Below are 25482 nucleotides of genomic sequence, written 5' to 3'. Positions count from 1 at the left end.
GGTGAACGAAAAAGAGCAGCTGGAAAACGTCAGGGATTGGGTCAGAGAAAAGCTTATCAATGAACGTACGGGACATGATTGGCTTCATATTTCCCGGGTCGTAAACCTTTCTGTTTATATTGCAAAGGAAGAAGGCGCAGACTTATTTGTCACTGAGGCGGCCGCGCTGGTTCATGATCTCATTGATGCCAAGCTCGATGAAAGCGAAAGGCTGACGGCAGGCGAAGTAACAGAACGGCTGGCTGCTTTCAACATCGCGGAGGGCCCCATTCAGGAGATCGCGGATATTATCACGAGGATGTCATTCAGACACAGGAAACTGCTGAAAAAGCGGCCGCTTTCATTGGAGGGGAAAGTTGTTCAGGATGCAGACATGCTTGATGCGATCGGCGCTGCGGGCATCGGCAGGGCGTTTATGTTTGCCGGCGCGAAGGGTCATCCGATGTACGGAACTCCAACAAGTGTGCTGGCTCATATAGAGGATAAATTAATCACGCTTAAAGACTTAATGAATACAAAAACGGGGGCCGATTTGGCAGAGGAGCGGCATCAATTTCTATTGCAGTTTGTTGCCCGGATTCAAAAAGAGGCCGTGGACAAAAGCTAAGCGGCGCAATAGAACGCTTGTGCCGACTATGTTAGAATAAGTGTCAGATTGTGCATAGGAGGACCCAATATGAAGATTAAATCAATAGAACCGACGCCGAGTCCCAATACGATGAAAGTGATTTTGACTGAAGAGCTTCCGGCAGGCAAAAGCAATAATTACAAGCTGGACCAGACAGAAGGTGCTCCGGCCGTCGTACGTGATATTTTAAACATTGAGGGAGTAAAAGGTGTTTATCATGTTGCCGATTTCCTGGCTGTGGAGAGAAACGCCCGTTTTGACTGGAAAGAAATTCTGCCGCAAGTCCGATCTGCCTTCGGAATGGAACAAACAGAGCAGTCTGAAAGCCGTTCTGAACAGGAATCATTCGGTGAAGTGAAGGTTTTCGTACAAATGTTCAGCGGAATTCCGATGCAGGTCAAATTGACAGACGGCGAACGTGAAGAACGGTTCGGTCTTCCGGAACGTTTTCAACAAGCCATATTAAAGCTGCGTTCCGAAGCATCAAATGTTGTATTTGAGCGCGCCTGGAAAGAACAAGGCGTCCGCTTCGGAGATTTTACCGAAATCGGGCACGATGTCACAGAAGAGCTTCAGGCTGCTTACAGTGATGAGCGGCTCAAACGCTTGACAGAAGCAGCTGCACAGCAAAAGGGTGAAGCCAAACCGGCAGTGCAGCGGAAGGCTTATAAAGTGACACTTGATATGCTTGATGATGAAGACTGGAAGCAGCGATATGCCCATCTTGAGCAAATGGATCCGGATGAAGACGATTTACCTGTGTTGGAAAAGGCGCTTCATGATCCGAAAACCTCGATTAGAAGACAAGCCGTCGTTTATTTAGGAATGATTGAAAAGCCGTCTGTGCTTCCGCTTTTATACAAAGCGCTTGAAGACAAAACGGTGACGGTCAGAAGAACGGCTGGTGACTGCCTGTCGGATATCGGCGATGCGAGCGCCATCCCGGCAATGATGAAATCGCTCAGTGACTCAAGCAAACTCGTGCGCTGGCGTGCGGCCATGTTTTTATATGAAGTCGGTGATGAAAGCGCGCTTGAAGCATTAAAAGCGGCGGAAGACGATCCGGAATTCGAAGTCAGCCTGCAAGTCAAAATGGCGATTGAACGGATTGAGCACGGAGAAGAGGCGAAAGGTTCAGTCTGGAAACAGATGACTGAAAGCAGAAAAAAAGAACAGTTATAACAAAAAGGTGCGCCGTGCACCTTTTTTGTTTGAATTCACTTTTTATAAAAATTATTTAGAATATTGTTGAAAAATGATTCAAAACTCTATATAGTAAGTACAATATTAATTGTTGGAGGGTTTTTATCGATATTCTGAAAGAAATAAAAGCGAAACAGGGCGGAGCCGCTGTAAACAGCGGTATGCAAAATGCGCCCTGAAATAAACTGAAAATTTTAAAAATAATACACAGAGTCTAAAAACAGTAGGAGGATCACCATGGCAGAATTACGCAGCAACATGATCACACAGGGAATTGACAGAGCGCCGCACCGCAGCCTTCTTCGCGCTGCCGGCGTAAAAGAAGAAGACTTCGGCAAGCCGTTTATCGCGGTCTGCAATTCATACATCGATATCGTTCCCGGGCATGTTCACCTGCAGGAATTTGGAAAAATCGTAAAAGAAGCAATCAGGGAAGCGGGAGGAGTGCCTTTTGAATTTAACACGATCGGAGTAGATGACGGAATCGCAATGGGGCATATCGGCATGAGATATTCGCTGCCGAGCCGTGAAATCATTGCCGATTCAGTTGAAACGGTCGTCTCGGCTCACTGGTTTGACGGAATGGTCTGCATTCCGAACTGCGACAAAATTACGCCGGGGATGCTTATGGCGGCTATGCGGATTAATATTCCAACCATTTTTGTCAGCGGGGGGCCGATGGCAGCCGGCCGCACAAGCGACGGCCGCAAGATCTCGCTTTCTTCAGTATTTGAAGGTGTAGGCGCATACCAAGCCGGGAAAATCGGCGAAAGTGAACTGCAGGAGCTGGAACAGTTCGGCTGTCCGACGTGCGGATCTTGTTCGGGCATGTTTACGGCAAACTCGATGAACTGTCTGTCTGAAGCGCTCGGTCTGGCGCTTCCGGGCAACGGAACAATTCTTGCGGCTTCTCCGGAAAGAAGAGAGTTTGTGAGAAAGTCAGCGGCCCAATTGATGGAGACTATCAAAAAAGACATTAAGCCGCGCGATATCGTCACCGAAAAAGCGATCGATAACGCCTTTGCGCTAGACATGGCCCTCGGCGGTTCAACCAACACAGTGCTTCATACGCTTGCGCTTGCCAACGAAGCGGGCGTTGAATACTCTTTAGAACGCATTAACGAAGTGGCTGAACGCGTACCGCATTTATCGAAATTGGCACCGGCCTCGGACGTATTCATAGAGGATCTGCATGAAGCAGGCGGAGTCTCGGCGGCTCTTAATGAATTATCGAAAAAAGAGGGCGCGCTCCATCTTGACGCGCTGACCGTAACAGGCCGGACACTCGGAGAAACAATAGCAAGTCATGAAGTGAAGGATTATGATGTGATTCATCCGCTCGACAATCCGTTTACTGAAAAAGGCGGTTTGGCCGTGCTGTTTGGGAATTTGGCTCCGGACGGCGCCATTATCAAAACAGGCGGCGTGCAGGACGGGATTACAAGACACGAAGGCCCTGCTGTCGTCTTTGATTCACAGGATGCCGCGCTTGAAGGCATTATAAACCGCAGAGTAAAAGAAGGAGATGTTGTCATTATCCGTTATGAAGGGCCAAAGGGCGGCCCGGGCATGCCGGAGATGCTCGCACCGACTTCTCAGATTGTCGGAATGGGGCTTGGCCCGAAAGTAGCGCTTATTACAGACGGCCGTTTTTCAGGAGCGTCCCGCGGCCTTTCGATCGGGCACGTATCGCCTGAAGCGGCTGAAGGCGGCCCGCTCGCATTCGTTGAAAACGGCGACCATGTCATCGTTGACATAGAAAAACGGATTTTGGACGTGCAAGTGCCAGAAGAAGAATGGGAAAAACGCAAGGCGGAATGGAAAGGTTTTGAACCGAAAGTCAAAACAGGATATCTTGCCCGGTATTCCAAACTCGTGACAAGCGCCAATACGGGCGGAATCATGAAAATTTAAATCAGCGGCCTGAACAATTGAATTCCGGCTCCCTCTATAGTATCCTTGACTTCATATAAGGATTTTAGAGGGGGCTGTTTTTATGTCAATGGCTTATGAAGAATATATGCGCCAGCTGGTCGTGCCGATGCGCCGCGAGCTGACGGGCGCGGGTTTTCAGGAATTAACGACCGCAGAAGAAGTGGAAAGCTTTATGGAACAAGCAGAGGGCACGACATTGGTCGTTGTCAACTCCGTGTGCGGCTGTGCCGCCGGTCTTGCCCGTCCGGCTGCGACTCAAGCTGTTTTGCAGCATGAAAAAGCGCCTGATCATACGGTTACCGTATTTGCCGGTCAAGATAAAGACGCAACTGCAAAAATGCGTGAATATTTTACGGGGCAGGAACCTTCCTCACCTTCAATGGCGCTGTTAAAAGGGAAAGATGTCGTTCACTTTATTCCCCGCCACGAAATCGAAGGACATGACATGGAGGAAATTATGAAAAATCTGACGGATGCCTTCGATGCACACTGCTAAATGCCCGAATTCCGGGCATTTTCTTTTTGGAGAAAATGATGATTACAACCAGTTACAGACCAAGCGAATATACGATACACACAGCGCAGTCACTCAGTGACAAGCTGGGTGACACTTACTGCAGCCGCAATAAACAGCCCATTGAAAAAATGCTGGAACGTTCAGCAAACGATCTTTTGGTCATCGGAAAGGAACGGTTCGAACTTTACACGAAGCAAGGGGAGAAGTTCTTTTTTCATCCGAATACAGCGATGTTCCGTGCAAAGCGTTTTTTGAGAGGGGAAGCCGAGCCGATGATAAAAGCAGCCGGATTACGCGAGGGCGACACTTTTTTAGATTGCACGCTCGGTCTGGCATCTGATGCGATTTTGGCAAGCATGGCAGTTGGAAAAAGCGGACAAGTAATCGGCCTGGAGAAAAACAAGCTTGTTTCATTGCTTGTTGAAACAGGGCTCCAAACGTGGGAAACCGGTATTGAACCGCTGCAAACCGCTATGAAACGCATTCAAGTCAAGCATGCCGACTGCTCCGATTATTTGCGGAATCTTCCTGATTCATCGGTGGATGTCATCTATTTTGACCCGATGTTTCACGAACCAGTTGAAAAGTCTGACGGCATTGCGTCGCTCCGTGCGCTGGCAGAAGAGGGATTTAACGAAGAGTGCATCACGCATGCCGTTCGGGCGGCGAAAAAATGCGTAGTGCTTAAAGACCATTGGAAAAGCCCGCGGTTTGAACGATACGGCTTCAAGGTGCTGAAAAGAAAGACGGCGCTTTTCCATTTCGGTGTCATTCATATAAGCTCATGATGTCATGGGCTTATATGTTGTTAATCAGTGATTTCCATGACGACAAAATAAAGCAGCGTGAGAAGTGATACAGTCGCAAATAAGGCGTTAATCATCTCATCCCCTCCTTTTTCTCTTTCTTATTGTAAGCGGTTTATCCGCTCGGTCACAGTTACTAATTTCCCATATTGTATGATCATGCGCTGCCGGACATGACGCCGCTCTTTGATCTATGCTAAAATAGAGGGAAAGAGGACAATAAAACAGAGGGGAACAATATCATGAAATTGTGGATGAAAAAGACCCTTGTGGTTCTGTTTACCATTGTAACGTTCGGCCTCGTGTCTCCTCCGGCTGCTTTGATGACAGACAAGCCTTCAGGACAGTCGAGCAGTCTTGAGCAGAATGATTACACCGCTTTTTATGATGAACACGCCCTGCAGGGGGATGAGAAGGCAAGGCGGGAGCCTGAATTACTGTTTCAATCGTATCAGGAGCAGCTTCTCGGTGCCGCTGAAAATCAATCATTTTTAAAATTCGGCAGCAAAATTTCTCCGGTCATTGAAGATGATTACAGAAATGAAATTCTGCCGAAAATCGAAGATGTGATTACAGGGCATTTAGCCAAGTTTCAGGATGATGAAGCGTATCAGGATGTGGTCATTTCCAGCAAACCGTCGGCCGGAAAAACTGAAAAAATTTTTCACGTGTATAACAGGCTGACGGGTGAAGATCTTTTAAGGTTCCACGTCCGCCGGGATCATCCTCCGCAAGACGGCTACTGGTTTAATTTTCATTACCATACCGCTGAAGACGGATTTCAATCACATCATGAGCTCGGCAGCATTTACTGGGACCGCAATACGCCGCCTGACTGGATGAGCGTATAATACCGTGAAGAAATAAAAAAATCATTTCTGAGAAATTTTGCAGAAATGATTTTTTATTGTGTTACACTACTAAAAGACTACTTTAAAAGGATGAAAAAGATGAAACAATATAAAGATTTGTGCCGTCATGTGTTAGAAAACGGAGAAAAAAAAGGAGACCGTACGGGAACGGGTACGATCAGCACGTTCGGCTACCAAATGCGGTTTAACCTTCAGGAAGGTTTCCCGATGCTTACGACGAAAAAACTCCATTTTAAATCAATCGCCCATGAGCTGCTTTGGTTTTTAAAAGGTGACACGAATGTCCGCTACCTTCAGGAAAACGGAGTCCGCATCTGGAACGAATGGGCGGATGAAAACGGAGAACTCGGACCGGTTTACGGCTCTCAATGGCGTTCATGGCGCGGAGCGGACGGCGAGACGATTGATCAAATCTCCCGGCTGATTCACGACATCAAGACAAATCCGAATTCCAGACGTTTAATCGTCAGCGCGTGGAATGTCGGCGAAATTGATCGTATGGCGCTTCCTCCTTGCCACTGTCTGTTTCAGTTCTATGTCGCGGACGGAAAGCTGTCGTGCCAGCTTTATCAGCGCTCAGCGGATGTATTTCTCGGCGTGCCGTTTAATATTGCGTCTTATGCGCTTTTAACAATGATGATCGCGCATGTGACGGGGCTTGAACCGGGTGAGTTCGTTCATACGTTCGGAGACGTCCACATTTACCAAAACCATGTGGAGCAGGTGAATTTGCAGCTGACAAGGGATGTCCGTCCGCTGCCGAAACTGCGGTTTGCGCGAAACGTGGATTCTATTTTTGATTTTGCGTTCGAAGACTTTATCATTGAGGATTATGACCCGCATCCGCATATAAAAGGAGCTGTCAGCGTATGATATCGTTTATTTTTGCGATGGATGAAAACCGGCTGATCGGAAAAGATAACGATCTGCCTTGGCACCTTCCGGATGATCTCGCATATTTCAAAAAAGTGACGACGGGACACACCATTGTGATGGGGCGGAAAACATTTGAATCAATCGGGCGTCCGCTTCCGAACCGGCGTAACATCGTAGTAACCTCGCGGGATGCATCCTTATTCCCGGGCTGTACTGTCGCCGGCTCGGCTGAGGAAGTGCTCAAGCTGATCCCGGCTGATGAAGAATGCTTTGTAATCGGCGGAGCTCAGCTGTACAGTGCGCTCTTCCCTTATGCGGACAGGCTCTACATGACAATCATTCACCATGTCTTTGAAGGAGACCGTTTTTTTCCGGAGTTTAATGAAGATGAATGGGAATTGACATCCCGCCATCAGGGAGTAAAAGATGAAAAAAACCCTTACGATTATGAGTACCTTGTATACGAGAAAAAGAATTGAGATAAAGCAGGGGGACAAGAATTGATTCGTTACGGCTGCCTTGTAATGTACGTTGTATTTATGTTCATGAAAAATATTCAGGAATATTTCAATCAAAAAGAGCTTGACCCGCGGCTTTCTTTTCAAAAACAGATGAGGCTGGTGTACGAGCGGCCGAAAGCGTTTATGAGAGGATGCATTGACATGTCGGGATCGGTCATCAGCATTCATCATGAGCAGCCGATACCGGACGGCCCTGTATTGTATGTGCACCCGGGATTAGGCCCGGCTGATCTTGTGCTGCTTGCGGGACATCTTGAAGAGCCGGCTGGTTTTATCGCCGGCGAGAAAGCTTTCCGGATGCCGTTTCTCGGAAATTGGCTGAAACTGATGGGCGTCATTTGTGACGGAGACAGCCGGGATGCCGTGCTTCAGGAGGCGGAAGTCCGCCTGCAAAAAGGGCAAAGCCTGATTCTTTCTGAAGACGGAAAAATCAATCCGGAGGAGCTGGCCCTGCGTTTCGATCTTCCGATTGTTCCGGTCAACACAACGGGAACAGACCGGCTGCTTCGGGGCAGGTTGCTGAAACGTCTGAAACCGGCAGACATTGAACTGCATGTAAAGCCCGCTTATTATCCGGCTGTTCAAAAACGGCTCCGTGCATAAAAAAAGCACAGTCTCTCGTAAAGAGACTGTGCTTTTTTATTTCAGATAAAAGGAACTTTGACACAATAAAATAAAATACAGAAAAACATCGAGGCGCTGCCGCCTAAAACAAAGCTGTGCCAAATGGCGTGATGAAACGGAATCTTTCTCCAAATGTAAAAAATCGTGCCGGCGGAATACAATAAGCCGCCGAGAAGAAGAAGGCCGAAGCCCGGGCCTGACAGCGAGGCGTACAGCGGTTTAATGGCGACAATAATCAGCCAGCCCATCATTAAATAGACAAGCGTTGAAAAAATGATAAACCGCTTCACGAAAAAGATTTTAAACACGATACCTCCGACGGCAAGGGACCAAACGATAATTAACAAAGTCAGGCCTAGTGCGCCTTTAAGCGGCCCTAATAAAAATGGCGTATATGTCCCCGCTATTAATACGTAAATAGCGGAATGGTCAACAATCTCAAGAATGTCTTTCGTTTTTTTATGCTGAATGCTGTGCAAAAGAGTCGAGCTGAGATACAGCAGCAGCATTGAGGCGCCGAAAATCGAAAAGCTGGCGATGTCTGTCGGCGAACCGTATTTCACCGCGAAGATAATGAGAAAAATAAGCGCCGGGATTGACAGCAATACACCGATTCCGTGTGTAACGGCATTTGCGATTTCTTCTTTTATCGTGAACAATTAAATGTCCTCCTTTTTAAAGGATTTGTTTTTGCAGTGATTGCAAAAAGCCCAACCCTTCTAATGTGATTTTTGTTCCTGCGCGTCCCCGTCCCTTTGTGACATAATTCATCTTTTCTAAGTAATCAAGCCTGTTTCTGACCTGCTGGGGCGTCAATGTCATTGTGCTGTTTTCGCTTAATTCGGAAATGCTCCGTCTGCTGGCGGGTTCGCCTTTTGCATTTAAGTCTTTAATTGATTCCAAAATAAACAAAAATTCTTCTTTTTCCATCAGTGTCAGTCGTTTTTCTTTTTTCTTGGCTGTTTTCGCTTTCTGGCTGTTTTTAATATACGGCGGGACATCCTCGGGATAAATCGTGCCGCCGGATGCTGCCGCAGCCATATAATACGCCGCATTTTGAAGCTCTCTGATGTTGCCGTTAAAGGTGTGCCGTTCACATAGAGGATAAACGGACGGATCGATATGCAAATGCTGCCCCGAAGCTGCCAGAATATGCTGAAGAAGGAGCGGTATATCGCTTTTTCGTTCAGATAAAGCAGGGAGCGGAAGACATAACACGTGAAGCCTGTAGAATAAATCTTTGTTGAACGTGTTTTCCGCATCGGCAAGATCCGCCGTGCTGCTTGCAATGATGCGGGCGGAAAGCCCGGCGTCCAGCTCGGAAAGAAGGCGGGCCTGTACTGAAAGCGGCATGTCTCCGATTTCATATAAGAATAATGTTCCGTATCGGGTTCTGTTTAATGCGCCTTCAGCACCGAACAGTTCATGCTCAAGCCGCTCTTCGCTTTGGCTGCAGTGAACGGTAATAAACAGTTCGCTGTTTCTGCGGGATTTATGGTGGATCGCTGCGGCCATTTGTTTTTTTTCGGTTCCGACTTCACCCGTTATGAAAACCGGCAAATCCGATAATGCAAATTTGGCGGCCAATCGTTTCGCTTCTAAAAAAGATTTATGTTCGCCGGCTAGTTGATGAAAAGGGTCAGTCTGTTCAATTACATTCATTAATTGGCTCCTTTTGGTTCTAATTGGTTCAAGTATAACACGTTTGTGTCTGCAGAAATATCTTTTTCTCATAAATCGGTTCATTTATGTTTATTTACAAAATTAAAATAATTGTCTTATTATTTGAATATTCATGTTATAATGGCATATTAAATAGGGATTTAAATAAGAAAGGACTCTGTAAATGAAACCGTTGCTTAAAGAAGACTCTCTCATCCAGGTAAAAGACATTTTAAAAGCGCACCAAAACGTAAAGGACGTTGTGATACATACGCCTTTGCAGAGGAATGACAGACTTTCTGAAAGATATGACTGCAATATCTATTTGAAAAGAGAAGACCTGCAGGTGGTCAGGTCATTTAAGCTCAGAGGGGCTTATAATAAAATGAGGCAGCTCTCAAAAGAGCAGACTGAAAACGGAATTGTATGCGCAAGTGCGGGAAACCATGCGCAGGGGGTTGCGTTTTCATGCAAACATCTCGGCATTCACGGCAAGATTTTTATGCCGTCAACCACACCGAGACAAAAGGTATCCCAAGTGGAGCTGTTCGGAAAAGAATTTGTTGAAATCATATTGACGGGTGACACTTTCGATGATGCGTATAAAAGTTCTGCGGAATGCTGTGAAAAGGAAAACCGCACGTTTATTCATCCGTTTGACGATCCGGACGTCATGGCCGGGCAGGGAACGGCTGCCATTGAAATTTTAAATGACATTGATGTTGAACCGCATTTTCTTTTTGCGAGCGTAGGGGGAGGAGGACTCCTATCCGGTCTCGGCACTTACATGAAAAACATCTCGCCGGATACAAAAATCATAGCGGTAGAGCCGGAGGGTGCAGCCTCCTATTTTGAATCGAAAAAAGCCGGACAAGTCATTGAACTTGAGAAAATCGATAAATTTGTCGACGGGGCGGCCGTAAAAAAAATCGGCGCGGAAACGTTTCAAACGCTTGAAACAGTCGTCGATGACGTTCTGCTTGTCCCGGAAGGAAAAGTGTGCAGCACGATTCTCGAATTATATAATCAATGCGCCATTGTAGCTGAGCCGGCGGGTGCATTGTCCGTAGCAGCACTTGATCTGTACAAGGAAGAGATTAAAGGGAAAAACGTCATCTGCTTAGTCAGCGGAGGGAATAACGATATCGGCAGAATGCAGGAGATGAAGGAGCGCTCCATGATTTATGAGGGGCTGCAGCATTATTTTATCGTTAATTTTCCGCAAAGAGCGGGGGCGCTTCGCGAATACCTCGATGAAGTGCTCGGGCCTGATGATGACATCACCCGGTTTGAATATACGAAAAAAAATAACAAAAGCAGCGGTCCTGCATTGGTCGGCATTGAGCTGAAGCATCGGGAAGATTATGGCGCGCTCATTGCCCGTATGAACAAAAAAGGATTTCATTACGTAGAGGTGAATAAAGATCAGGATCTGTTTCACCTGTTAATCTGACTTTTTTTAGAACGGCCGCGCAAAATGACAGACACGCCTTCTCAGATTGTATATAATAAAAAGAAAACAATCGAAAAAGAAGGATTGATATCTTGTTACTCAAAAGCCTAGAGTTCAAACGACGGGACGGGATTCAGGTAAAAGTGACAGAAATACCGGTTGTCACGGAAGGTGAACATTATTTTTTTCAAATCCATCAGCACCTTGAGCTTTATTTGAGAGAAGTTTTTGCTTCACAAAGTGTGAGAACAGTGTATTCATTCCGACAATATGTTAAGCGCCGTATGAAGTGGAAAGATTACGAGGCCGTTTTCAACCAAGAGATATTAAAACATAACGCATAACGGTGCACATTCCTTAGCGCCTTCCTTTCGATAAAGGAGGGTGCGGGAATTTTTTTATGACGTAAGCTGTAAGCGTTTTATCCATGGGAGGAATGAAAATGAAAATAATGAAAAGCTTCGCTGCTGTCTTTTGTTTGCTGCTCTTGTGCGCCTGCGGGGGGAAGACGATAAAAGACCCGCTGAACTATCAGATTGAGCCGTTTTCATATCAGAACCAAGACGGGAAAACAGTGTCACTGAAAAGCCTGAAGGGAAAGGTCTGGATTGCCGATTTTATGTTTACAAATTGTAATTCTGTCTGTCCGCCCATGACAGCCCATATGACTGAACTGCAAAAAAAACTGAAGGCTGAGAACCTGGACGTGCGGATTGTGTCATTCAGTGTAGATCCTGAGAATGATACGCCGAAACAGCTGAAAGCATTTGCTTCCAAATACCCGCTTTCACTTCGCAACTGGGATTTTCTGACCGGTTACAGTCAAAAGGACATTGAGGATTTTGCGCTGAACAGCTTTAAAGCCATCGTCAAAAAGCCGGAGGGAGAAGATCAGGTCATACATAAAACTTCTTTTTATTTAGTCGGGCCTGAGGGCAAGGTGCTTAAGGATTATGACGGCGTGCAGAAAGTTCCGTATGATGATATCCTATCAGATGTCAAAGCGGCTGAGGAGCTCAAGTAAACTGGCAGATTAGACATTTTCAAATCTGAAAAAACATGTTACACTTTCCACTAGTAGACGGGGAAGGAGCAACAAGATTGAAGCTGCGAATGTTCTCATTGATCGCCGGACTGGCTTTGCTTTTATCAGCTTGTTCTGTCCAGCGCACCGGTTCTCATGCTGAAGAACCGAAAACGAAAGATCATATTGTCATAGCTGCGGTCGGTGATTCGTTGACTGAAGGAGTAGGAGATCCGGAGGGTTTAGGATACGTCGGCAAGGTAGCGGATTCCCTCAAGAAAAAGGGACATGTGAAAACGGTAGATATTAAAAATTATGCGGTGCAGGGCGACAAAACGTCGGACCTGCTGAAAAAGCTTGATGATAAAAAAGTACAGAAATCATTGAATGGCGCCGACTATATCTTTTTTACCATCGGCGGTAATGATTTAATGAAGGTGCTCCGCCAGAACGTCATGCAGCTGACGGTTCAGCCGTTTCAAAAGGAAGAGAAACCTTTTGAAAAACGGTTTAAGGCGATCATATCAAAAATCCGCAAGTATAATCAAAACGCTGAGCTGGTGTATGTCAGCATGTATAATCCCTTCACATTTACGCTGCCTGAGTTAAAAGAGATTAACGGGGTTGTGACCGATTGGAATCAGATCGCCGCAAAAGAGCTGAAAAAAGATCCTCACGCCGCCGCGGTGAATGTTGAAGACTTGTTCAGTCAAAAAAGCGGCAGCAGACGGATTTCAAAGGATGATGATTTTCATCCGAATGCAAAAGGATATGCACTCATCGCCGATCGATTGTACGGCATCATTGAAAAACAAGGGTTACCAGCAGAATAGGGTGAAATAATGAAGAAGTGGAAATCGCTGTTTTTTGTTCTTCTCGCACTCAATGTGATTGCCGCCGCGGTAATCGTGACATTGATGGTTATGCCGGGAGAGCAGGCGAAAATACAAGATCAGACAAAAAGCGAGTACGGTTTTCATATCACAAGTTCCAAAGAATCACTTTCAAGGTTTGTGAATGCGTACTTAAAAGAGAAGGCATCGAATCAGCTTGACTACAAAGTGGACATCAATAACGACGTGCACGTAGCGGGTAAAATCAAGGCATTCTCAACATCTATTAATGCGGTTGTCACATTTGAACCGTCCGTGCAAAAGAACGGTGATGTGGTTCTGAAAGTGACGAAGTTTTCCTTAGGCGAATTAAGCCTGCCGATCAGCTTTGTGCTGAATTATATGGACAGCTTTTACGAACTGCCGTCATTTGTGCACGTCCATCCAAGTGACAAAAGCATCGAGGTCCGTCTGTCGGAAATGCCGTTAGACAACGGCATGTATGTAAAGGCAGATAAAATCAATCTCGACACGGATGAAATTGAATTTTCCTATTATCATCCGAAACGATAAGTTTTCATTAAAAAAACACAGATCCTTTCGGGGATTTGTGTTTTTTCGTTTCAGCGTTTTTTGTCCAGTTTGCTGAACAGTTTGATTAACGTTGCAAGCTCTTCATCAGAGTAGCAGTCAAACCGTTTAAAAAAGTATTCTGTTTTTTTCTGGTTGAAGTGATCGACAATTTTCTCCCCGTCTTCCGTAATATGGATTCTGATAATACGTCTGTCCTCTTTAGAACGGATGCGGGTGATCCATTCCTTTTCTACTAAAGCGTCGGTCACTGCGGTAATGTGGCTTGCGGAGACCTCAAGAATGGGAGCGAATTCCGTTACTTTTTTAGGTCCTTGTTCACTGAGAATCCGCAAAATGGTGAATTCGTTTCTGGACAGCTCTTTATCTAGAATTTCATTAACTTCATTTCTGATTTGTTTAAACACTTTTCGAAGCAAAGCTTCCATATCATACATCATTTGTGTCCTTACTTTCAAATCATGAACCTCCAATATGTAGTCAGCGTGGCATTCGGCTTAAGCTTCCCCTGAAGGAAGCAGAATTATTTTTATTCTGTTTATACATGCTATAATATAATAATACCACGTATGAACAAAGGAGGGCACCCGTATGTCAGAAAAAAAAGAAATCGCCACATTTGCAGGCGGCTGTTTTTGGTGCATGGTAAAGCCGTTTGACGAACAGCCCGGAATTGAAAGAGTGGTGTCCGGCTATACAGGAGGCCATACTGAGAATCCGACCTACGAAGAAGTGTGCAGTGAAACGACCGGCCATAGAGAAGCCGTTCAAATCACCTTTAATCCTGATATTTACCCGTATGAAAAGCTTGTCGAACTGTTTTGGCAGCAAATCGACCCGACTGACGCAGGCGGCCAGTTTGCAGACCGGGGAAGTTCATATCAAGCGGCGATTTATTACCATAATGATGAACAAAAAGAAATTGCTGAAGCCTCAAAAAAACGGCTTGAAGAAAGCGGCATTTTTATAAAGCCGATTGTGACAGACATTTTAAAAGCTGAGCCTTTTTATGAAGCGGAAGGCTATCATCAGCACTTTTATAAAAAAAATCCTGATCACTACGGGCGCTACCGTGTAGGATCCGGACGTCAAGGATTTCTGGATGAACATTGGAGGGACAGATAGATGGCTCTTAATAAAGAAGAAAAAATCAAATCATTAAACCGCATGCAGTATGAAGTCACACAAAATAACGGAACAGAGCCGCCGTTTCAAAATGAATTCTGGGATCACAAAGAAGAGGGGCTTTATGTTGATATCGTATCAGGAAAACCTCTGTTTACTTCTCTGGATAAATTCGATTCTCATTGCGGCTGGCCCAGTTTCACCAAACCGATTGAGGAAGAAGAGGTTGACGAAAAACTGGACACAAGCCATGGTATGATCCGGACGGAAGTGAGAAGCAAAACAGCGGATTCCCACTTAGGCCACGTTTTTAACGACGGCCCGGGGCCAAGCGGTCTCCGTTATTGCATTAACTCTGCGGCACTCCGTTTTGTTCCGAAAGACAAGCTGAAAGAAGAAGGCTATGAATCCTATCAGCATTTATTTGAGAAATAGAGCTCGGCAATGAGGCCTGCCTATCAGACAGGCCTTTTTTCTATGCTTTTTTTTCTTCATGTAATCGTTCAATAATCTTTACGACTGTGTCTTTTGTGATGAGCGGCGCTTGATCGGATTGATATCTGGGGAGATTGACCTTCCGGAATTCCGGATGTTTGGCGGGGTCCGGCAAAATCGCGTAAAGATTGCCCCATTCATACAAAGCTTCTGTCTCATGCGGAGAGGTCAGTTCTTCGTGAAGCTTCTCACCGGGGCGTTTTCCTACTTCAACAGCGGCGGGACGCGGCAGACCGTGCCGGATCGCATATTCCTCAAATCCGTGAAGCAGTTCTTCAAGCCTCAGGGACTCCATTTTAAAAATAAACGTTTCTCCGCCCTTTGTGATCACCGCAGATTGCAGGGTAAGCATCGCTGCGTCATCAATCGACATAAAAAACCTCGTCATGTTTTTATCCGTAATGGTGAGCGGGCCGCCTTCCATCATCTGTTCAAATAAAATAGGAATAACGGAACCGCGTGAACCGAGCACATTGCCGAAGCGGACCGAACAAAACACCGTACCGCGGTTTTGAACATGGTGATTTGCCTGATGAAACAGCTTCTCGGACAACAGCTTCGTAGCTCCCATTGTGTTTACCGGAGAAACGGCTTTATCGGTTTTTTAGGATATTAACCAGAAGGCGAAGAATTCCCTGTCAAAAAAGGATATCGGAGTACAGGAAGGATTTCAAACTGAGCTGGAATGGGTCCTTTTCGTCTGGCAGTCATTTTGACTATCACTTTTTGAAAAATGATTCTTAAAAGTTTATTTTTCTCTTCCCGGCTTTCCGCGGTTTCATATATATGTGCGGCATACGGTATAAGGGAGCTGAAGCAGGCAGTATCAATTTCCGGTTTGCGGCCGGAGGAATGATTCATTTCCTTTTTCACTTGCTCTAGGCCGTTCATTTCCTCGTCCAAGGCAGACTTCCTCTGTAAAAACATTTCATCTGAATAGATTCCGTTCTCGTATTTATCAAAAATGAAATGTAATTTATTGTGAAGTTCCTTCTCGCGCCGCTTAAGCTGTTCTTTCATTTGTTCTTCGGCCTTTATGCTGTTTCTGCTTTCGTATGCAGTGATCATTGATTCGATTTGTGTAAACAATTCTTTTTTGTTTAATGAGTCAAGAGACCTCAAATAATCCAAGATCGCATCTTCGACATCATCATATCTGACGTTCATACATGTATTGCGGCACCTCAGCAGCTTCATATGATATACGCTGGTTGTGCCGTCCTTATTGCGGCGTTTTCGTCTGGCTTCATATTTTGACAGCGGTGCTCCGCATTCAGCGCATGTACAGACACCCGCTAAGGCATTTAATTGAAAATCACTTCTGGCGGGGAGAAGAGGGATTTTGTGCCGGATCTTTTTTTGCACCTGATCGAATTGTTCTTTATCAATAATAGGAGCATGTGCATCAGGAACAGATATTTGCTCGCTTTCAGGTCTTATCAGGCGTTTGCCGTCTTTTGTTTTTTCCCTGACCTTATATTTAACAGTGCCGATATAAGCTTCATTTTGAAGAATGGCTTTAACGGTGGAAGGATTCCATTTCTTTTTACCGGATGGAGAGGGGATCTTAAGCGCCGTTAAGTGGGAAGAAATCGCAGTGTAGCTGTAATCTTTCCCATTCAGCCCATTTAAAAAAAGATTGAAGATCAATCGGACGACTTTCGCGTTTTCATCAGCCGCTTCCAGCTTGGATTGTTTTTTGTTTAAAGTGTACCCGTACGGCGCCATACCGGATATCCATTTTCCTTGAGCGGCGTAAGTATATTTGGCGCCCGTCATCCGTTCTCTTGTCATTTCAAACTCTTCTCTGGCCATAAATAACTCGAAGCGGATCTGTCTCATGTCGGCAGGATTTCTCGGGTCATATACTTTATAAGGCGTAATAATCAGAAGTCTGCGGCTCTGCAGCAGATTGACGATCCGCCCGGCATCACTATAGCTTCCTCTGCTGAGACGAGTGATTTCTTTGACTGCAATCGCTTGAAATGCACCATTTTCAAGGTCCCGTAAACAATCTTGAAAAATCGGCCGGCCTTCAATGCTTTCACCTGATCCGATTTCCATTTTTAAAGTAAAAGGGACTTGAATAGCGGTTAACACGCTTTCCATCAGTTCCTTTTGTTCCGTCAATGTATCTTCGCCGGTTCTTTTTTCGCGTTCCGCATCCTGGCGTGAGCGTCTGATATACCCTAAAATACTCGTAATCTCATAAGATTGAACAATGGATCGCAAGTCCAAAACTTCACCCCCATACATGTTCATAGTTGCGCAGAAGGGTTTCAAGCCGTCTGTTTCCGGTCAAATACAGCTTCGGTAAGTGAAAGGATGGCCGCAGCAACGGTGAGAACATGTTGCGGAATGAAAATACCGCTTACGATGCTGTCAGCAATATATAAGGTAATGAAGCTGATGATGAAATCGGTTATCATTTTCAGCAAACGGTACAGCGCTTTGTTTTTGACCGTTACAGCGGCCGCCGTCAGCAGGATTTTTCCGATAAACTCAAAAAAGCTTCCGATCAAAATGACCGACAGGATCAAGAGGAAAATGGAACGGTTTGATTCATATGTAATCCCGAAAAGTTTGAAAAAGCCGATAACGCCGAAAAATAAAGGAAAAGCAAATAATATGAGGGCGATCAGAATGAGCAGGCAGAATCCAAGAATGACAGCTGTGTTGATTTTATATTTTGAGTTTTTACAGGACATGGCTTCACGACACCCCCGCACCATTGTTTTCGCTATTTTATCACGTTTTGGAAATAAAAGGAGAGAGCCGTGTTATTGACTGTCTCCCTCATCTCCATAACTCGGCGGATAAGCGCCGAATTGACGTGAATAGAGCATTGTCAACCATTTATCATGCCTTTTAACAAGCGTTAATATTTCATTTGTGGCCGCCAGTTGCTGTGTCATGATTTTGTGCAGGCGGCGGATTTGCTTTTGATTCATGCAGTCAGGCTGGCCTATGCAGCAGTAAAAAAATTGCGGGTGCCAATACATCATATTCCTCCTTATCTGTGTCATTCAGAAATATGCTGAAGCAGGGAACGGTCGATATCTGAAATGGACTTGATCCCGGCATTTGTCATACTTATATCAATATCTCTTATGAAATGACTTATCACGCGCCTGACGCCGGAACTCCCCGCGACAGCTAAGCCATATACATAGGTGCGGCCTAAAAAAACCGCCGAGGCCCCGAGGGCGAGTGCTTTAATGACATCGCTGCCTCCTCGGATTCCGCTGTCTAAAAGGACGGGTATACGGTTTTGAACCGTTTCAGATATTTTCGGCAGAGCTTTGAGTGAAGCTATTTCTCCATTCAGCTGTCTTCCGCCGTGATTGGAAACGATGATGCCGTCTGCGCCGTATTGTACGGCTAATTCCGCATCGCGGGGATCGAGAATGCCTTTCAGCAGAATGGGGAGGTTTGTATGTGTTCGCAGGCAGGCAAGATCGTCCCAGGTCAGAGAGGGTTCGTGAAAAATATCTATAAAAAAAGCGATTGCAGTATTCATGTCTTTTTCGGGAGGCAGCTTAAGCCTAGACCGAAAGACGGGATCAGTCAGAAAATTTGCGATTCCCAATCCTTTTTTTGACGGATGATAACCGTTGCGTATATCTCTTTCCCGCCATCCTTGTTCCGGCAGATCGAGCGTGACAACGATGGCTGAATACCCCGCTTGCTCTGCCCGCCGAACGAAACTGATCATGATATCCCGGTCTTTCGGCCAATACAGCTGAAACCAGCGGGGACATTTTCCCATAACCGCCGCAACGTCCTCAATTGAGTAAGAGGAGTGAGTGCTTAATATAAACGGAATCCCTGTTTCAGCCGCCGCTTTTGCCGATGCCAAGTCACCATGAGGATGAGCGATCTCCTGCACCCCGATCGGAGCCAGAAGAAAGGGGGCGGGGAACGTCTGACCGAACAGAGACACAGTTATATTCCGTTTGGATACATCTCTTAGTTTGCGGGGGCGGATATTCCATTCAAAAAACGCTTCTCTGTTTGAGCGCATCGTATCCTCTGAGCCTGCTCCGCCTGAGATATAGCCGAACGGGCCGTCAGGCAAAATCCGGCGCGCCCTGTACTCCCATTCGTCATGCGACACGGGGAGCTTTTGGGCATGAGAGGAAACGTTCCTGTCCCGTGAATCAAACTCATTGTTCATTCATCAAACCCCCCGCTCATTTTTTTCTAGGGTATGAAACCTGCCCAGTCCTTGTTCATACCGATTAAAAGAATTCTTCCAAGCGGCCGACGGATAAGTGCGAACAGCTAAATGTAAAGATTGTCCAAAAAAATAACACCCGCAGTGTCTGCGGATGTTTGTCCAAAAAGTTCTATAGTCAGCGGGCTTCGACGGTAATTTTATATATGACGTAATTATCATTCACATCATAGGCGTATACGACAGCGGTGCCAAGTGACGAATGGGAGGATACAACACCGGAAGAGCTGATGCTGATCAGATTGCTTCCGGATATAATTTCCCAGCGCTTATAGCCGTTTAATAAGGACACGTTGGAGTTTCTCAGCATATGATAATCAACGGTGGTAATGGGACTGCCGAGCTGTACAACCTGATCAGGGCCTGCGGCTTCATGAGCTGACACAGAACCGGTAAATGACGGAAGAGCCAATGCGGAAATGGACAAAGCAGATACAATCAATCCTTTGCAACACTTTTTCATCAGAAATGCCTCCCCATAAATTTAATCGCGGTACAACGCCAGTATAGCATGTAAAATATTAGAAATAAGTGGATTTTTTGTGAAATTGATTGGTTGAAACGCCGACGTCAAACTACCCCTCATGCCGCATCACTAAAGAGCAGTCAAGAGACAATCATCTGCTGACATATAATGCTCCTGTGAAAACGGGGGGTTATGAGATGCCTTCTGAGGAATATGAAAAATATAAGAAGAGAACGATAAAGACCGTTCAAAAGGGAAATTATTGCATAAGGATTGTCGATCAGACAGACGGAACAAAAAATGAAAGAGTGTTTTATCAGGAATTAGCGCGGCTGTTATTTGAAAGGGCTCTGAAGAAATCAAAATAGCCCTTTCTTTTTGTTTGTTTTATCGTTCATATCTAAAAAAACCGTTTTATCGGTACTGATATTAATCACATGCGTCACCTCTTGCAGCAAAGCGGCTTCTGCGACATTTTGTCCGCCGATAAGGTTGGTTTGAATGGCTTCAAACGGATGATCCTCACAAGTCGGAACCTGCTTCAGCGCAGCGGCGTGAAAGACAATATCAACACCTTTCATCACTTGGTTTACTCTTCTGTAGTCACGTACATCGCCGAGCACAAATGACAATCTTTTTTCATCCGCATATTTTTGTTTCATCACATATTGTTTACTGTCATCTTTGCTGAACACAATGACTTCTTTAGGTGTTAAGAGCAAAAGGCGTTTTACAATTTGGCTTCCGATTGACCCTGTCCCGCCGGTAACGAGAACAGTTTTATCGTGAAAAAATGGTTTTAGCTCAACTGCTTGCTGTTTAGGCATGGCTTATCCTCCAACTCTCGTTTCTCTACCATGCATCATATGTTGAACAATTTCAGCGAGTTAATGAAAGCAACCAATAAATCAAAAATTAGAGAAAATCATTAATCTGATGCGCTTTTATTTCGCTTTACTTGATTAATAGAAAGTAAATTACTAACAAAACAATGTACTAAATATTCATTTACAATTTTGCTCCCGTCCTTTTTTCTTCTTTCATCAAAAATTTACACATTTGACAATTTTCACAAAAACTTAACACTGACAATCATGTATATATGTTACAATTGAAGTGCACGTTCATAAAAGGAGGAAGTAAAATGAATCATTCAAAAACACTTTTGTTAACCGCGGCGGCCGGACTGATGCTCACATGCGGTGCGGTGTCTTCCCAGGCAAAGCATAAGCTGTCCGATCCTTATCATTTTACCGTGAATGCAGCGGCGGAAACGGAACCGGTTGATACGGCCGGTGACGCGGCTGATGATCCTGCGATTTGGCTGGACCCCAAGACTCCTCAGAACAGCAAATTGATTACGACCAATAAAAAATCAGGTTTAGTCGTTTACAGCCTTGATGGTAAGATGCTTCATTCCTATAATACCGGGAAGCTGAACAATGTCGATATCCGTTATGATTTTCCGTTGAACGGCAAAAAAGTCGATATCGCGGCAGCATCCAATCGGTCTGAAGGAAAAAATACCATTGAGATTTACGCTATTGATGGAAAAAACGGCACATTACAAAGCATGACAGATCCAGACCATCCGATTGCAACAGCAATTAATGAGGTATACGGTTTTACCTTATACCACAGTCAAAAAACAGGAAAATATTACGCGATGGTGACAGGAAAAGAGGGTGAATTTGAACAATACGAATTAAAGGCGGACAAAAATGGATACATATCCGGCAAAAAGGTACGGGCGTTTAAAATGAATTCCCAGACGGAAGGGATGGCAGCAGACGATGAATACGGCAGGCTTTATATCGCAGAAGAAGATGAGGCCATTTGGAAGTTCAGCGCCGAGCCGGACGGCGGCAGTAACGGAACGGTTATCGACCGTGCCGACGGCAGGCATTTAACTCGTGATATTGAAGGATTGACGATTTACTACGCTGCTGACGGGAAAGGCTATCTGATGGCATCAAGCCAGGGAAACAGCAGCTACGCCATTTATGACAGACAAGGAAAGAACAAATATGTTGCGGATTTTCGCATAACAGACGGTCCTGAAACAGACGGGACAAGCGATACAGACGGAATTGACGTTCTGGGTTTCGGACTGGGGCCTGAATATCCGTTCGGTATTTTTGTCGCACAGGACGGTGAAAATATAGATCACGGCCAAAAGGCCAATCAAAATTTTAAAATCGTGCCATGGGAAAGAATTGCTGATCAAATCGGTTTCCGCCCGCTGGCAAATGAACAGGTTGACCCGAGAAAACTGACCGACAGAAGCGGAAAATAAACATGCAAAAAGCAGCTTATACAAGCTGCTTTTTGCATGTGAAGAACGTTTCATGAGAAAGTTTTGGAGCGGATAGCCGTGAGCACAGCCGGAATCCGGTCGTACGTGTAAGCAGGCACTGTCTCTTGATAATTAAGCGCCGCGATTTGTTCACGTTCACGTGGGTTTGTCATATAAAAATGGATCTTTTCCGCAAAATCCGCAAGCCCGCTGTAAGAAACAAAGGATGAAAAAGGGGGCGCGGGAGAAAGGTCTGTCAGCTGAAATGCCTGACAAGCCGCAATGTCAAAGCTTCTCGTATTTAAACTGATATTTCGGATGCCGCTCCTATTTTGATTGAGCGCAAACCGATAAGAACGGTGCGGGTTCAAAACCACATCTGCGCTGTTGTAATGCAATGCGGCATGTTCGGGTTCAATCCATTCATCCATTATGAGCACATTTTGCTGTCTGGCGATTTTTTTAGGCAGATGTCTGCGCCATCCCTTCCCGATGATCCGAAGCGTATACGGAAGCTTCGCCGCTGCTTTCACCAGTTCAACCCGATTCGGGTACGGGTATCCGATCAGAAGCAGGTTTGTGTGAAGAGAAGCGTCAGCCGCTTGTTTTGTAAAAAGCCGCTGATTAACGGGAATCGGGACATAATATACGTGCTGTAAGCCCATTTGCCGATAAGCATCAAGAGCGTTTTGTTCTATGGTCAAAACGGCATCGGCGAGCGGGGCGATTGTCTTGCTCACATCGAAATAAAAAGGATCCTCCGTCAACCATAGATAGACGGGAATCTCTTCTGTCCTCAGCCATTGAAGCCATTCAGACGGAATACGGTCGCCCGCCATCATGAGACTGATGTCAGGTTTGAATGCCCGTATACTGCGGATTGAATCTTCCTGAAGCTCAGAAACAGAAAAAAAGCGGACGGAAGACTGTAAAAAGCCTTCCTCGATCCAGCGGTCAAAATACGTGTAAATGCCTTTATATCCTGAACGGATATATAAAACTTTCATCTGCTTTACGAAGTGAACGTGACACTTTCAACTTTGTCAACGTCAAGCAATGTTTTAGAAGAGCCTGCCGGTGTAACGGAATTTTCCTGCGTCACATAAACGATGCCGTGAACTTCGTCAAAGAAAACAAATTGAACCGGGCCGATCATGTCTCCAGAATCCATCACAATGCTGATGATAGTGCCGGGCTGAACTCTTGCAAAAATCCATCTCGCGGCTAGTGAAATACCGCTTCCCAGAACAGATTGAGTGCTGAGACTGTCTTTCGCAGCAGCTTCATCCACTTTTGCATCAATTGCAGATTCTAATAAATCTTTTACCTTGTTTTCCACGTTATCTCCTCCATCTGTGCCGCTAGATAAGGCGCTGTTGTCAAATATAGGGGCAATAAGAGTTTTCAATAGCTTCTTTTTGAGCTCTGAACGATCTTCGCTCATGGGGACATACACCTCCTTTAACAATTTCAACCTCACGTTTATTCATATTCCTGATTGATGAGATTGGTATAAGTCGAATGCCGTTTTGCCGTATTTTTTTCATATTTAAGAAAACAGCTGAATTTTAGAATCAGGCTTTATTTGCCTATGCGGATTAGAAAAGAGCGACATACGTTGTATAGATTAAAAAATGAAGGAGAGGAATTATTTTGGATTCAGAAGAAACTGTAAAGCACGGGGGTTTTGAGGAGGAATTTCATCTCTTACTGCTTCTTCTTCTTTTGGTATCACGCCAGCCGTCCGGAGATCAATCAGATTTACGGCGCCAGCTTGTGATGGCAAAAGAGCTTGGAGTTCCTGTATCACGCGTCAATCTGGTTAATGGCAGCACACTGCAAAACGTGATTGTCAAAGAAGTGCTGTCTGATTTGGCCGTTTTTCAAAATCCGCTCAATAATACGAGATCAAATGTGGCGATTTCAAGCATCGTCAGCTGGGGTGCTTTTTAATAACAGATATCAGGCTCTGTCTCTTTCGGAGCCGTTTTTTATGTGAACAGAAGGGGGGATGGCGGTGGAAAAGAAGGTCTCAATTATCTTAACGAGCTATAACAAACCGGATCTTGTTACACAGGCGATTGAAAGTGTTTTGCATCAGACCTACAGCAATTGGGAGCTGTTTGTAATGGATGATCATTCAAATGAAGAAACCTCGGCCGCCATCAGTCCGTATATAAAAGATCACCGCATATACTATTACAACAGTTTTATCAAACCGGCCGACCGGCTGAAATCGACCCGGTATGCCGTTTTGATTAATAATGCGCTTTCACAGGCCTCAGGCGAATACATTACTTATCTGACAGACGACACCGTATTTCATCCGGATAGGCTCAGCCGCATGGCGGAAGCGCTTAATCAATGCACCGAATTTGATGCCGTCTATTCCAGTCAGAAGGTGATACATGTAAACGAGCGCGGAACAGAACAATCCCACTTCTATCGTTTTGCTGATGCCGTGCTTGATCAGGCCGCTTTTCTCGTTGATCACTGTTCAGTGATGCACCGGAGATCATTGCTTCGGCGTGTGAAGGAGAAGTTCGGCAGTTTTTGGGACGAAGATGTCATGCATTGGAATCATGGAGACTCTGTTTTTTGGAGCAGGCTCAACACATTTACATCATTTCTGCCGATAAAAGAAGTGTTGGATACAACCTATAAAACACCCCACTCATTCCAGAACACGTATCAATCGCTTCCGTCAGTGCTGATTGACGGGGCTTTCGTTAAGGGGACGGATCAGAAAGTATATCAGCTTGACGGAAATAAAAGAAAGCCTGTAAACGAGCGCTGGCGTCCGTTATATGAAGGTAGAACCGTCATCATTCCTGATCCGTTTTTATTTCAATACGAGGAAGACAGCTCCGTCAGTATTCCGAATTTTCAGCTCGTTCGTGATCAGTTTCATGTCTATTTTTTAGAAGACGGGGTGAAAAGGCTGGTTGATTCTGGCGCATTTCGCTTTTACCAATTTAAACGGCATGACATCCTGGCTTTAGAACGGGACGAAATACAAGCGCTGCCGGACGGTCCGCCGATCAGCTGGGAGAGATCGGGCTGTATTCAGCACCTTCCCGGGAGAATGCTGTTTCGCATTGAACGGGAATTTTATGTTTATTTGAGAGGCGTTCTCCATCCGATCAGTCATGATGTAGTGAAACGCTTTTTTGCAAAGCAAAAGGCGATACCCATTTCCTTTCAGAAAATTAAACAATTACCAATTGGAAAGCCGTTCTATCCGGTGTACGATGAAATTATAAGAAATCTCAATATAACAAAAGGATGAGAGATGCAGTTGGATGTGTAAGGAAAAGG

The 25482-nt window shown here is 45.3% G+C and carries 30 protein-coding genes and 1 pseudogene; 19 read left to right on the top strand and 12 right to left on the bottom strand.

Annotated elements, in window-relative coordinates:
* The first annotated feature begins 1 nt into the window (after position 1).
* From BAMF_RS31115 to BAMF_RS31075, 9 genes are all read left to right on the top strand, one after another.
* Complete coding sequence (locus BAMF_RS31115) at positions 2-607, top strand: HD domain-containing protein (protein WP_013352608.1); 606 nt, start codon at positions 2-4, stop codon at positions 605-607.
* 69 nt (positions 608-676) lie between these two features.
* Positions 677-1810 carry a conserved virulence factor C family protein gene (locus tag BAMF_RS31110; protein ID WP_013352607.1) on the top strand — a complete coding sequence of 378 codons (1134 nt, stop codon included), beginning with the start codon at positions 677-679 and terminating at the stop codon, positions 1808-1810.
* A gap of 258 nt (positions 1811-2068) precedes the next feature.
* Positions 2069-3745 carry a dihydroxy-acid dehydratase gene (gene ilvD, locus BAMF_RS31105; RefSeq protein WP_013352606.1) on the top strand — a complete coding sequence of 559 codons (1677 nt, stop codon included), beginning with the start codon at positions 2069-2071 and terminating at the stop codon, positions 3743-3745.
* Positions 3746-3827: 82 nt separating this feature from the next.
* Positions 3828-4262, top strand: coding sequence for a BrxA/BrxB family bacilliredoxin (locus tag BAMF_RS31100; RefSeq protein ID WP_013352605.1), 435 nt, complete (start codon positions 3828-3830; stop codon positions 4260-4262).
* Between the two features lie 38 nt (positions 4263-4300).
* Positions 4301-5071 (top strand): class I SAM-dependent methyltransferase, encoded by a 771-nt coding sequence (locus BAMF_RS31095; protein WP_013352604.1) that lies wholly within the window; start codon positions 4301-4303, stop codon positions 5069-5071.
* A gap of 260 nt (positions 5072-5331) precedes the next feature.
* Positions 5332-5940, top strand: coding sequence for a YpjP family protein (locus tag BAMF_RS31090; protein ID WP_013352603.1), 609 nt, complete (start codon positions 5332-5334; stop codon positions 5938-5940).
* Between the two features lie 99 nt (positions 5941-6039).
* Positions 6040-6834, top strand: coding sequence for a thymidylate synthase (locus BAMF_RS31085; RefSeq protein WP_013352602.1), 795 nt, complete (start codon positions 6040-6042; stop codon positions 6832-6834).
* On the top strand, positions 6831-7316 hold the full coding sequence (locus BAMF_RS31080) for a dihydrofolate reductase (protein WP_013352601.1): 486 nt from the start codon (positions 6831-6833) through the stop codon (positions 7314-7316). The genes BAMF_RS31085 and BAMF_RS31080 overlap by 4 nt, the downstream gene beginning before the upstream one ends.
* 21 nt (positions 7317-7337) lie before the next feature.
* Positions 7338-7961, top strand: coding sequence for a lysophospholipid acyltransferase family protein (locus BAMF_RS31075; RefSeq protein ID WP_013352600.1), 624 nt, complete (start codon positions 7338-7340; stop codon positions 7959-7961).
* Positions 7962-8002: 41 nt separating this feature from the next.
* On the opposite strand, the gene trhA is transcribed toward BAMF_RS31075, so the two are convergent.
* Complete coding sequence (trhA, locus tag BAMF_RS31070; protein ID WP_013352599.1) at positions 8003-8641, bottom strand: PAQR family membrane homeostasis protein TrhA; 639 nt, start codon at positions 8639-8641, stop codon at positions 8003-8005.
* A gap of 16 nt (positions 8642-8657) precedes the next feature.
* Entirely contained in the window at positions 8658-9644 is a 987-nt protein-coding gene (locus tag BAMF_RS31065) for a sigma 54-interacting transcriptional regulator (protein ID WP_013352598.1), read from the bottom strand.
* Between the two features lie 184 nt (positions 9645-9828).
* Here BAMF_RS31065 and ilvA point away from each other — a divergent pair, with 184 nt between their 5' ends.
* From ilvA to BAMF_RS31040, 5 genes are all read left to right on the top strand, one after another.
* Positions 9829-11097: a threonine ammonia-lyase IlvA gene (ilvA, locus tag BAMF_RS31060; RefSeq protein WP_013352597.1), complete on the top strand. Its 1269-nt coding sequence runs from the start codon at positions 9829-9831 to the stop codon at positions 11095-11097.
* Positions 11098-11189: 92 nt separating this feature from the next.
* The gene (locus BAMF_RS31055; protein ID WP_013352596.1) at positions 11190-11441 is read left to right on the top strand and encodes a DUF2535 family protein; all 252 of its coding nucleotides are present in this window, start codon (positions 11190-11192) and stop codon (positions 11439-11441) included.
* 98 nt (positions 11442-11539) lie between these two features.
* Positions 11540-12121, top strand: a complete 582-nt coding sequence (locus BAMF_RS31050) for an SCO family protein (protein WP_013352595.1) — start codon at positions 11540-11542, stop codon at positions 12119-12121.
* A 77-nt stretch (positions 12122-12198) separates the two neighbouring features.
* Positions 12199-12954 (top strand): SGNH/GDSL hydrolase family protein, encoded by a 756-nt coding sequence (locus BAMF_RS31045; RefSeq protein ID WP_013352594.1) that lies wholly within the window; start codon positions 12199-12201, stop codon positions 12952-12954.
* 9 nt (positions 12955-12963) lie between these two features.
* Positions 12964-13527, top strand: coding sequence for a YpmS family protein (locus tag BAMF_RS31040; protein ID WP_013352593.1), 564 nt, complete (start codon positions 12964-12966; stop codon positions 13525-13527).
* Between the two features lie 50 nt (positions 13528-13577).
* Here BAMF_RS31040 and BAMF_RS31035 read toward each other — a convergent pair whose 3' ends face one another.
* Complete coding sequence (locus BAMF_RS31035; protein ID WP_013352592.1) at positions 13578-14003, bottom strand: MarR family transcriptional regulator; 426 nt, start codon at positions 14001-14003, stop codon at positions 13578-13580.
* A 133-nt stretch (positions 14004-14136) separates the two neighbouring features.
* On the opposite strand from BAMF_RS31035, the gene msrA reads away from it, so the two are divergent.
* The gene (gene msrA / locus BAMF_RS31030) at positions 14137-14670 is read left to right on the top strand and encodes a peptide-methionine (S)-S-oxide reductase MsrA (RefSeq protein WP_013352591.1); all 534 of its coding nucleotides are present in this window, start codon (positions 14137-14139) and stop codon (positions 14668-14670) included.
* A complete protein-coding gene (gene msrB, locus BAMF_RS31025) occupies positions 14671-15105 on the top strand; it encodes a peptide-methionine (R)-S-oxide reductase MsrB (RefSeq protein WP_013352590.1) in 435 nt (144 codons plus the stop codon).
* A gap of 40 nt (positions 15106-15145) precedes the next feature.
* Here the strand turns inward: msrB and BAMF_RS31020 are convergent.
* The 7 genes and pseudogenes from BAMF_RS31020 to BAMF_RS30990 all read right to left on the bottom strand — a co-directional run.
* Positions 15146-15766 (bottom strand): annotated as a pseudogene (locus BAMF_RS31020) (polysaccharide biosynthesis protein); the annotation flags it as partial.
* A gap of 11 nt (positions 15767-15777) precedes the next feature.
* The gene (locus BAMF_RS31015; RefSeq protein WP_013352589.1) at positions 15778-17403 is read right to left on the bottom strand and encodes a recombinase family protein; all 1626 of its coding nucleotides are present in this window, start codon (positions 17401-17403) and stop codon (positions 15778-15780) included.
* 41 nt (positions 17404-17444) lie between these two features.
* Positions 17445-17873, bottom strand: coding sequence for a YrvL family regulatory protein (locus BAMF_RS31010; RefSeq protein ID WP_013352588.1), 429 nt, complete (start codon positions 17871-17873; stop codon positions 17445-17447).
* A gap of 72 nt (positions 17874-17945) precedes the next feature.
* A complete protein-coding gene (locus BAMF_RS31005) occupies positions 17946-18167 on the bottom strand; it encodes a hypothetical protein (RefSeq protein WP_041481650.1) in 222 nt (73 codons plus the stop codon).
* A gap of 20 nt (positions 18168-18187) precedes the next feature.
* On the bottom strand, positions 18188-19342 hold the full coding sequence (locus BAMF_RS31000) for an alpha-hydroxy-acid oxidizing protein (protein ID WP_013352586.1): 1155 nt from the start codon (positions 19340-19342) through the stop codon (positions 18188-18190).
* A gap of 178 nt (positions 19343-19520) precedes the next feature.
* Positions 19521-19865 (bottom strand): BLB8/JUQZ-1 family protein, encoded by a 345-nt coding sequence (locus BAMF_RS30995; RefSeq protein WP_013352585.1) that lies wholly within the window; start codon positions 19863-19865, stop codon positions 19521-19523.
* A gap of 362 nt (positions 19866-20227) precedes the next feature.
* Entirely contained in the window at positions 20228-20695 is a 468-nt protein-coding gene (locus tag BAMF_RS30990) for an SDR family NAD(P)-dependent oxidoreductase (RefSeq protein ID WP_014471907.1), read from the bottom strand.
* 317 nt (positions 20696-21012) lie between these two features.
* Here BAMF_RS30990 and phyC point away from each other — a divergent pair, with 317 nt between their 5' ends.
* On the top strand, positions 21013-22164 hold the full coding sequence (gene phyC, locus BAMF_RS30985) for a 3-phytase (protein WP_013352583.1): 1152 nt from the start codon (positions 21013-21015) through the stop codon (positions 22162-22164).
* Between the two features lie 50 nt (positions 22165-22214).
* Here phyC and BAMF_RS30980 read toward each other — a convergent pair whose 3' ends face one another.
* Positions 22215-23171 (bottom strand): CgeB family protein, encoded by a 957-nt coding sequence (locus BAMF_RS30980; RefSeq protein WP_013352582.1) that lies wholly within the window; start codon positions 23169-23171, stop codon positions 22215-22217.
* A gap of 5 nt (positions 23172-23176) precedes the next feature.
* Entirely contained in the window at positions 23177-23608 is a 432-nt protein-coding gene (locus BAMF_RS30975) for a hypothetical protein (RefSeq protein ID WP_013352581.1), read from the bottom strand.
* Between the two features lie 209 nt (positions 23609-23817).
* On the opposite strand from BAMF_RS30975, the gene cgeC reads away from it, so the two are divergent.
* Together cgeC and BAMF_RS30965 are read left to right on the top strand one after the other, a co-directional pair.
* Positions 23818-24117 (top strand): spore maturation protein CgeC, encoded by a 300-nt coding sequence (gene cgeC, locus BAMF_RS30970; protein ID WP_013352580.1) that lies wholly within the window; start codon positions 23818-23820, stop codon positions 24115-24117.
* Between the two features lie 64 nt (positions 24118-24181).
* Positions 24182-25453, top strand: a complete 1272-nt coding sequence (locus tag BAMF_RS30965) for a glycosyltransferase family 2 protein (protein WP_041481649.1) — start codon at positions 24182-24184, stop codon at positions 25451-25453.
* Positions 25454-25482: the final 29 nt, after the last annotated feature.

Origin of the sequence: Bacillus amyloliquefaciens DSM 7 = ATCC 23350 (assembly GCF_000196735.1) — a bacterium.
Taxonomy (GTDB): Bacteria; Bacillota; Bacilli; order Bacillales; family Bacillaceae; genus Bacillus; species Bacillus amyloliquefaciens.
This window is presented reverse-complemented; position numbering and strand designations above follow the sequence as displayed.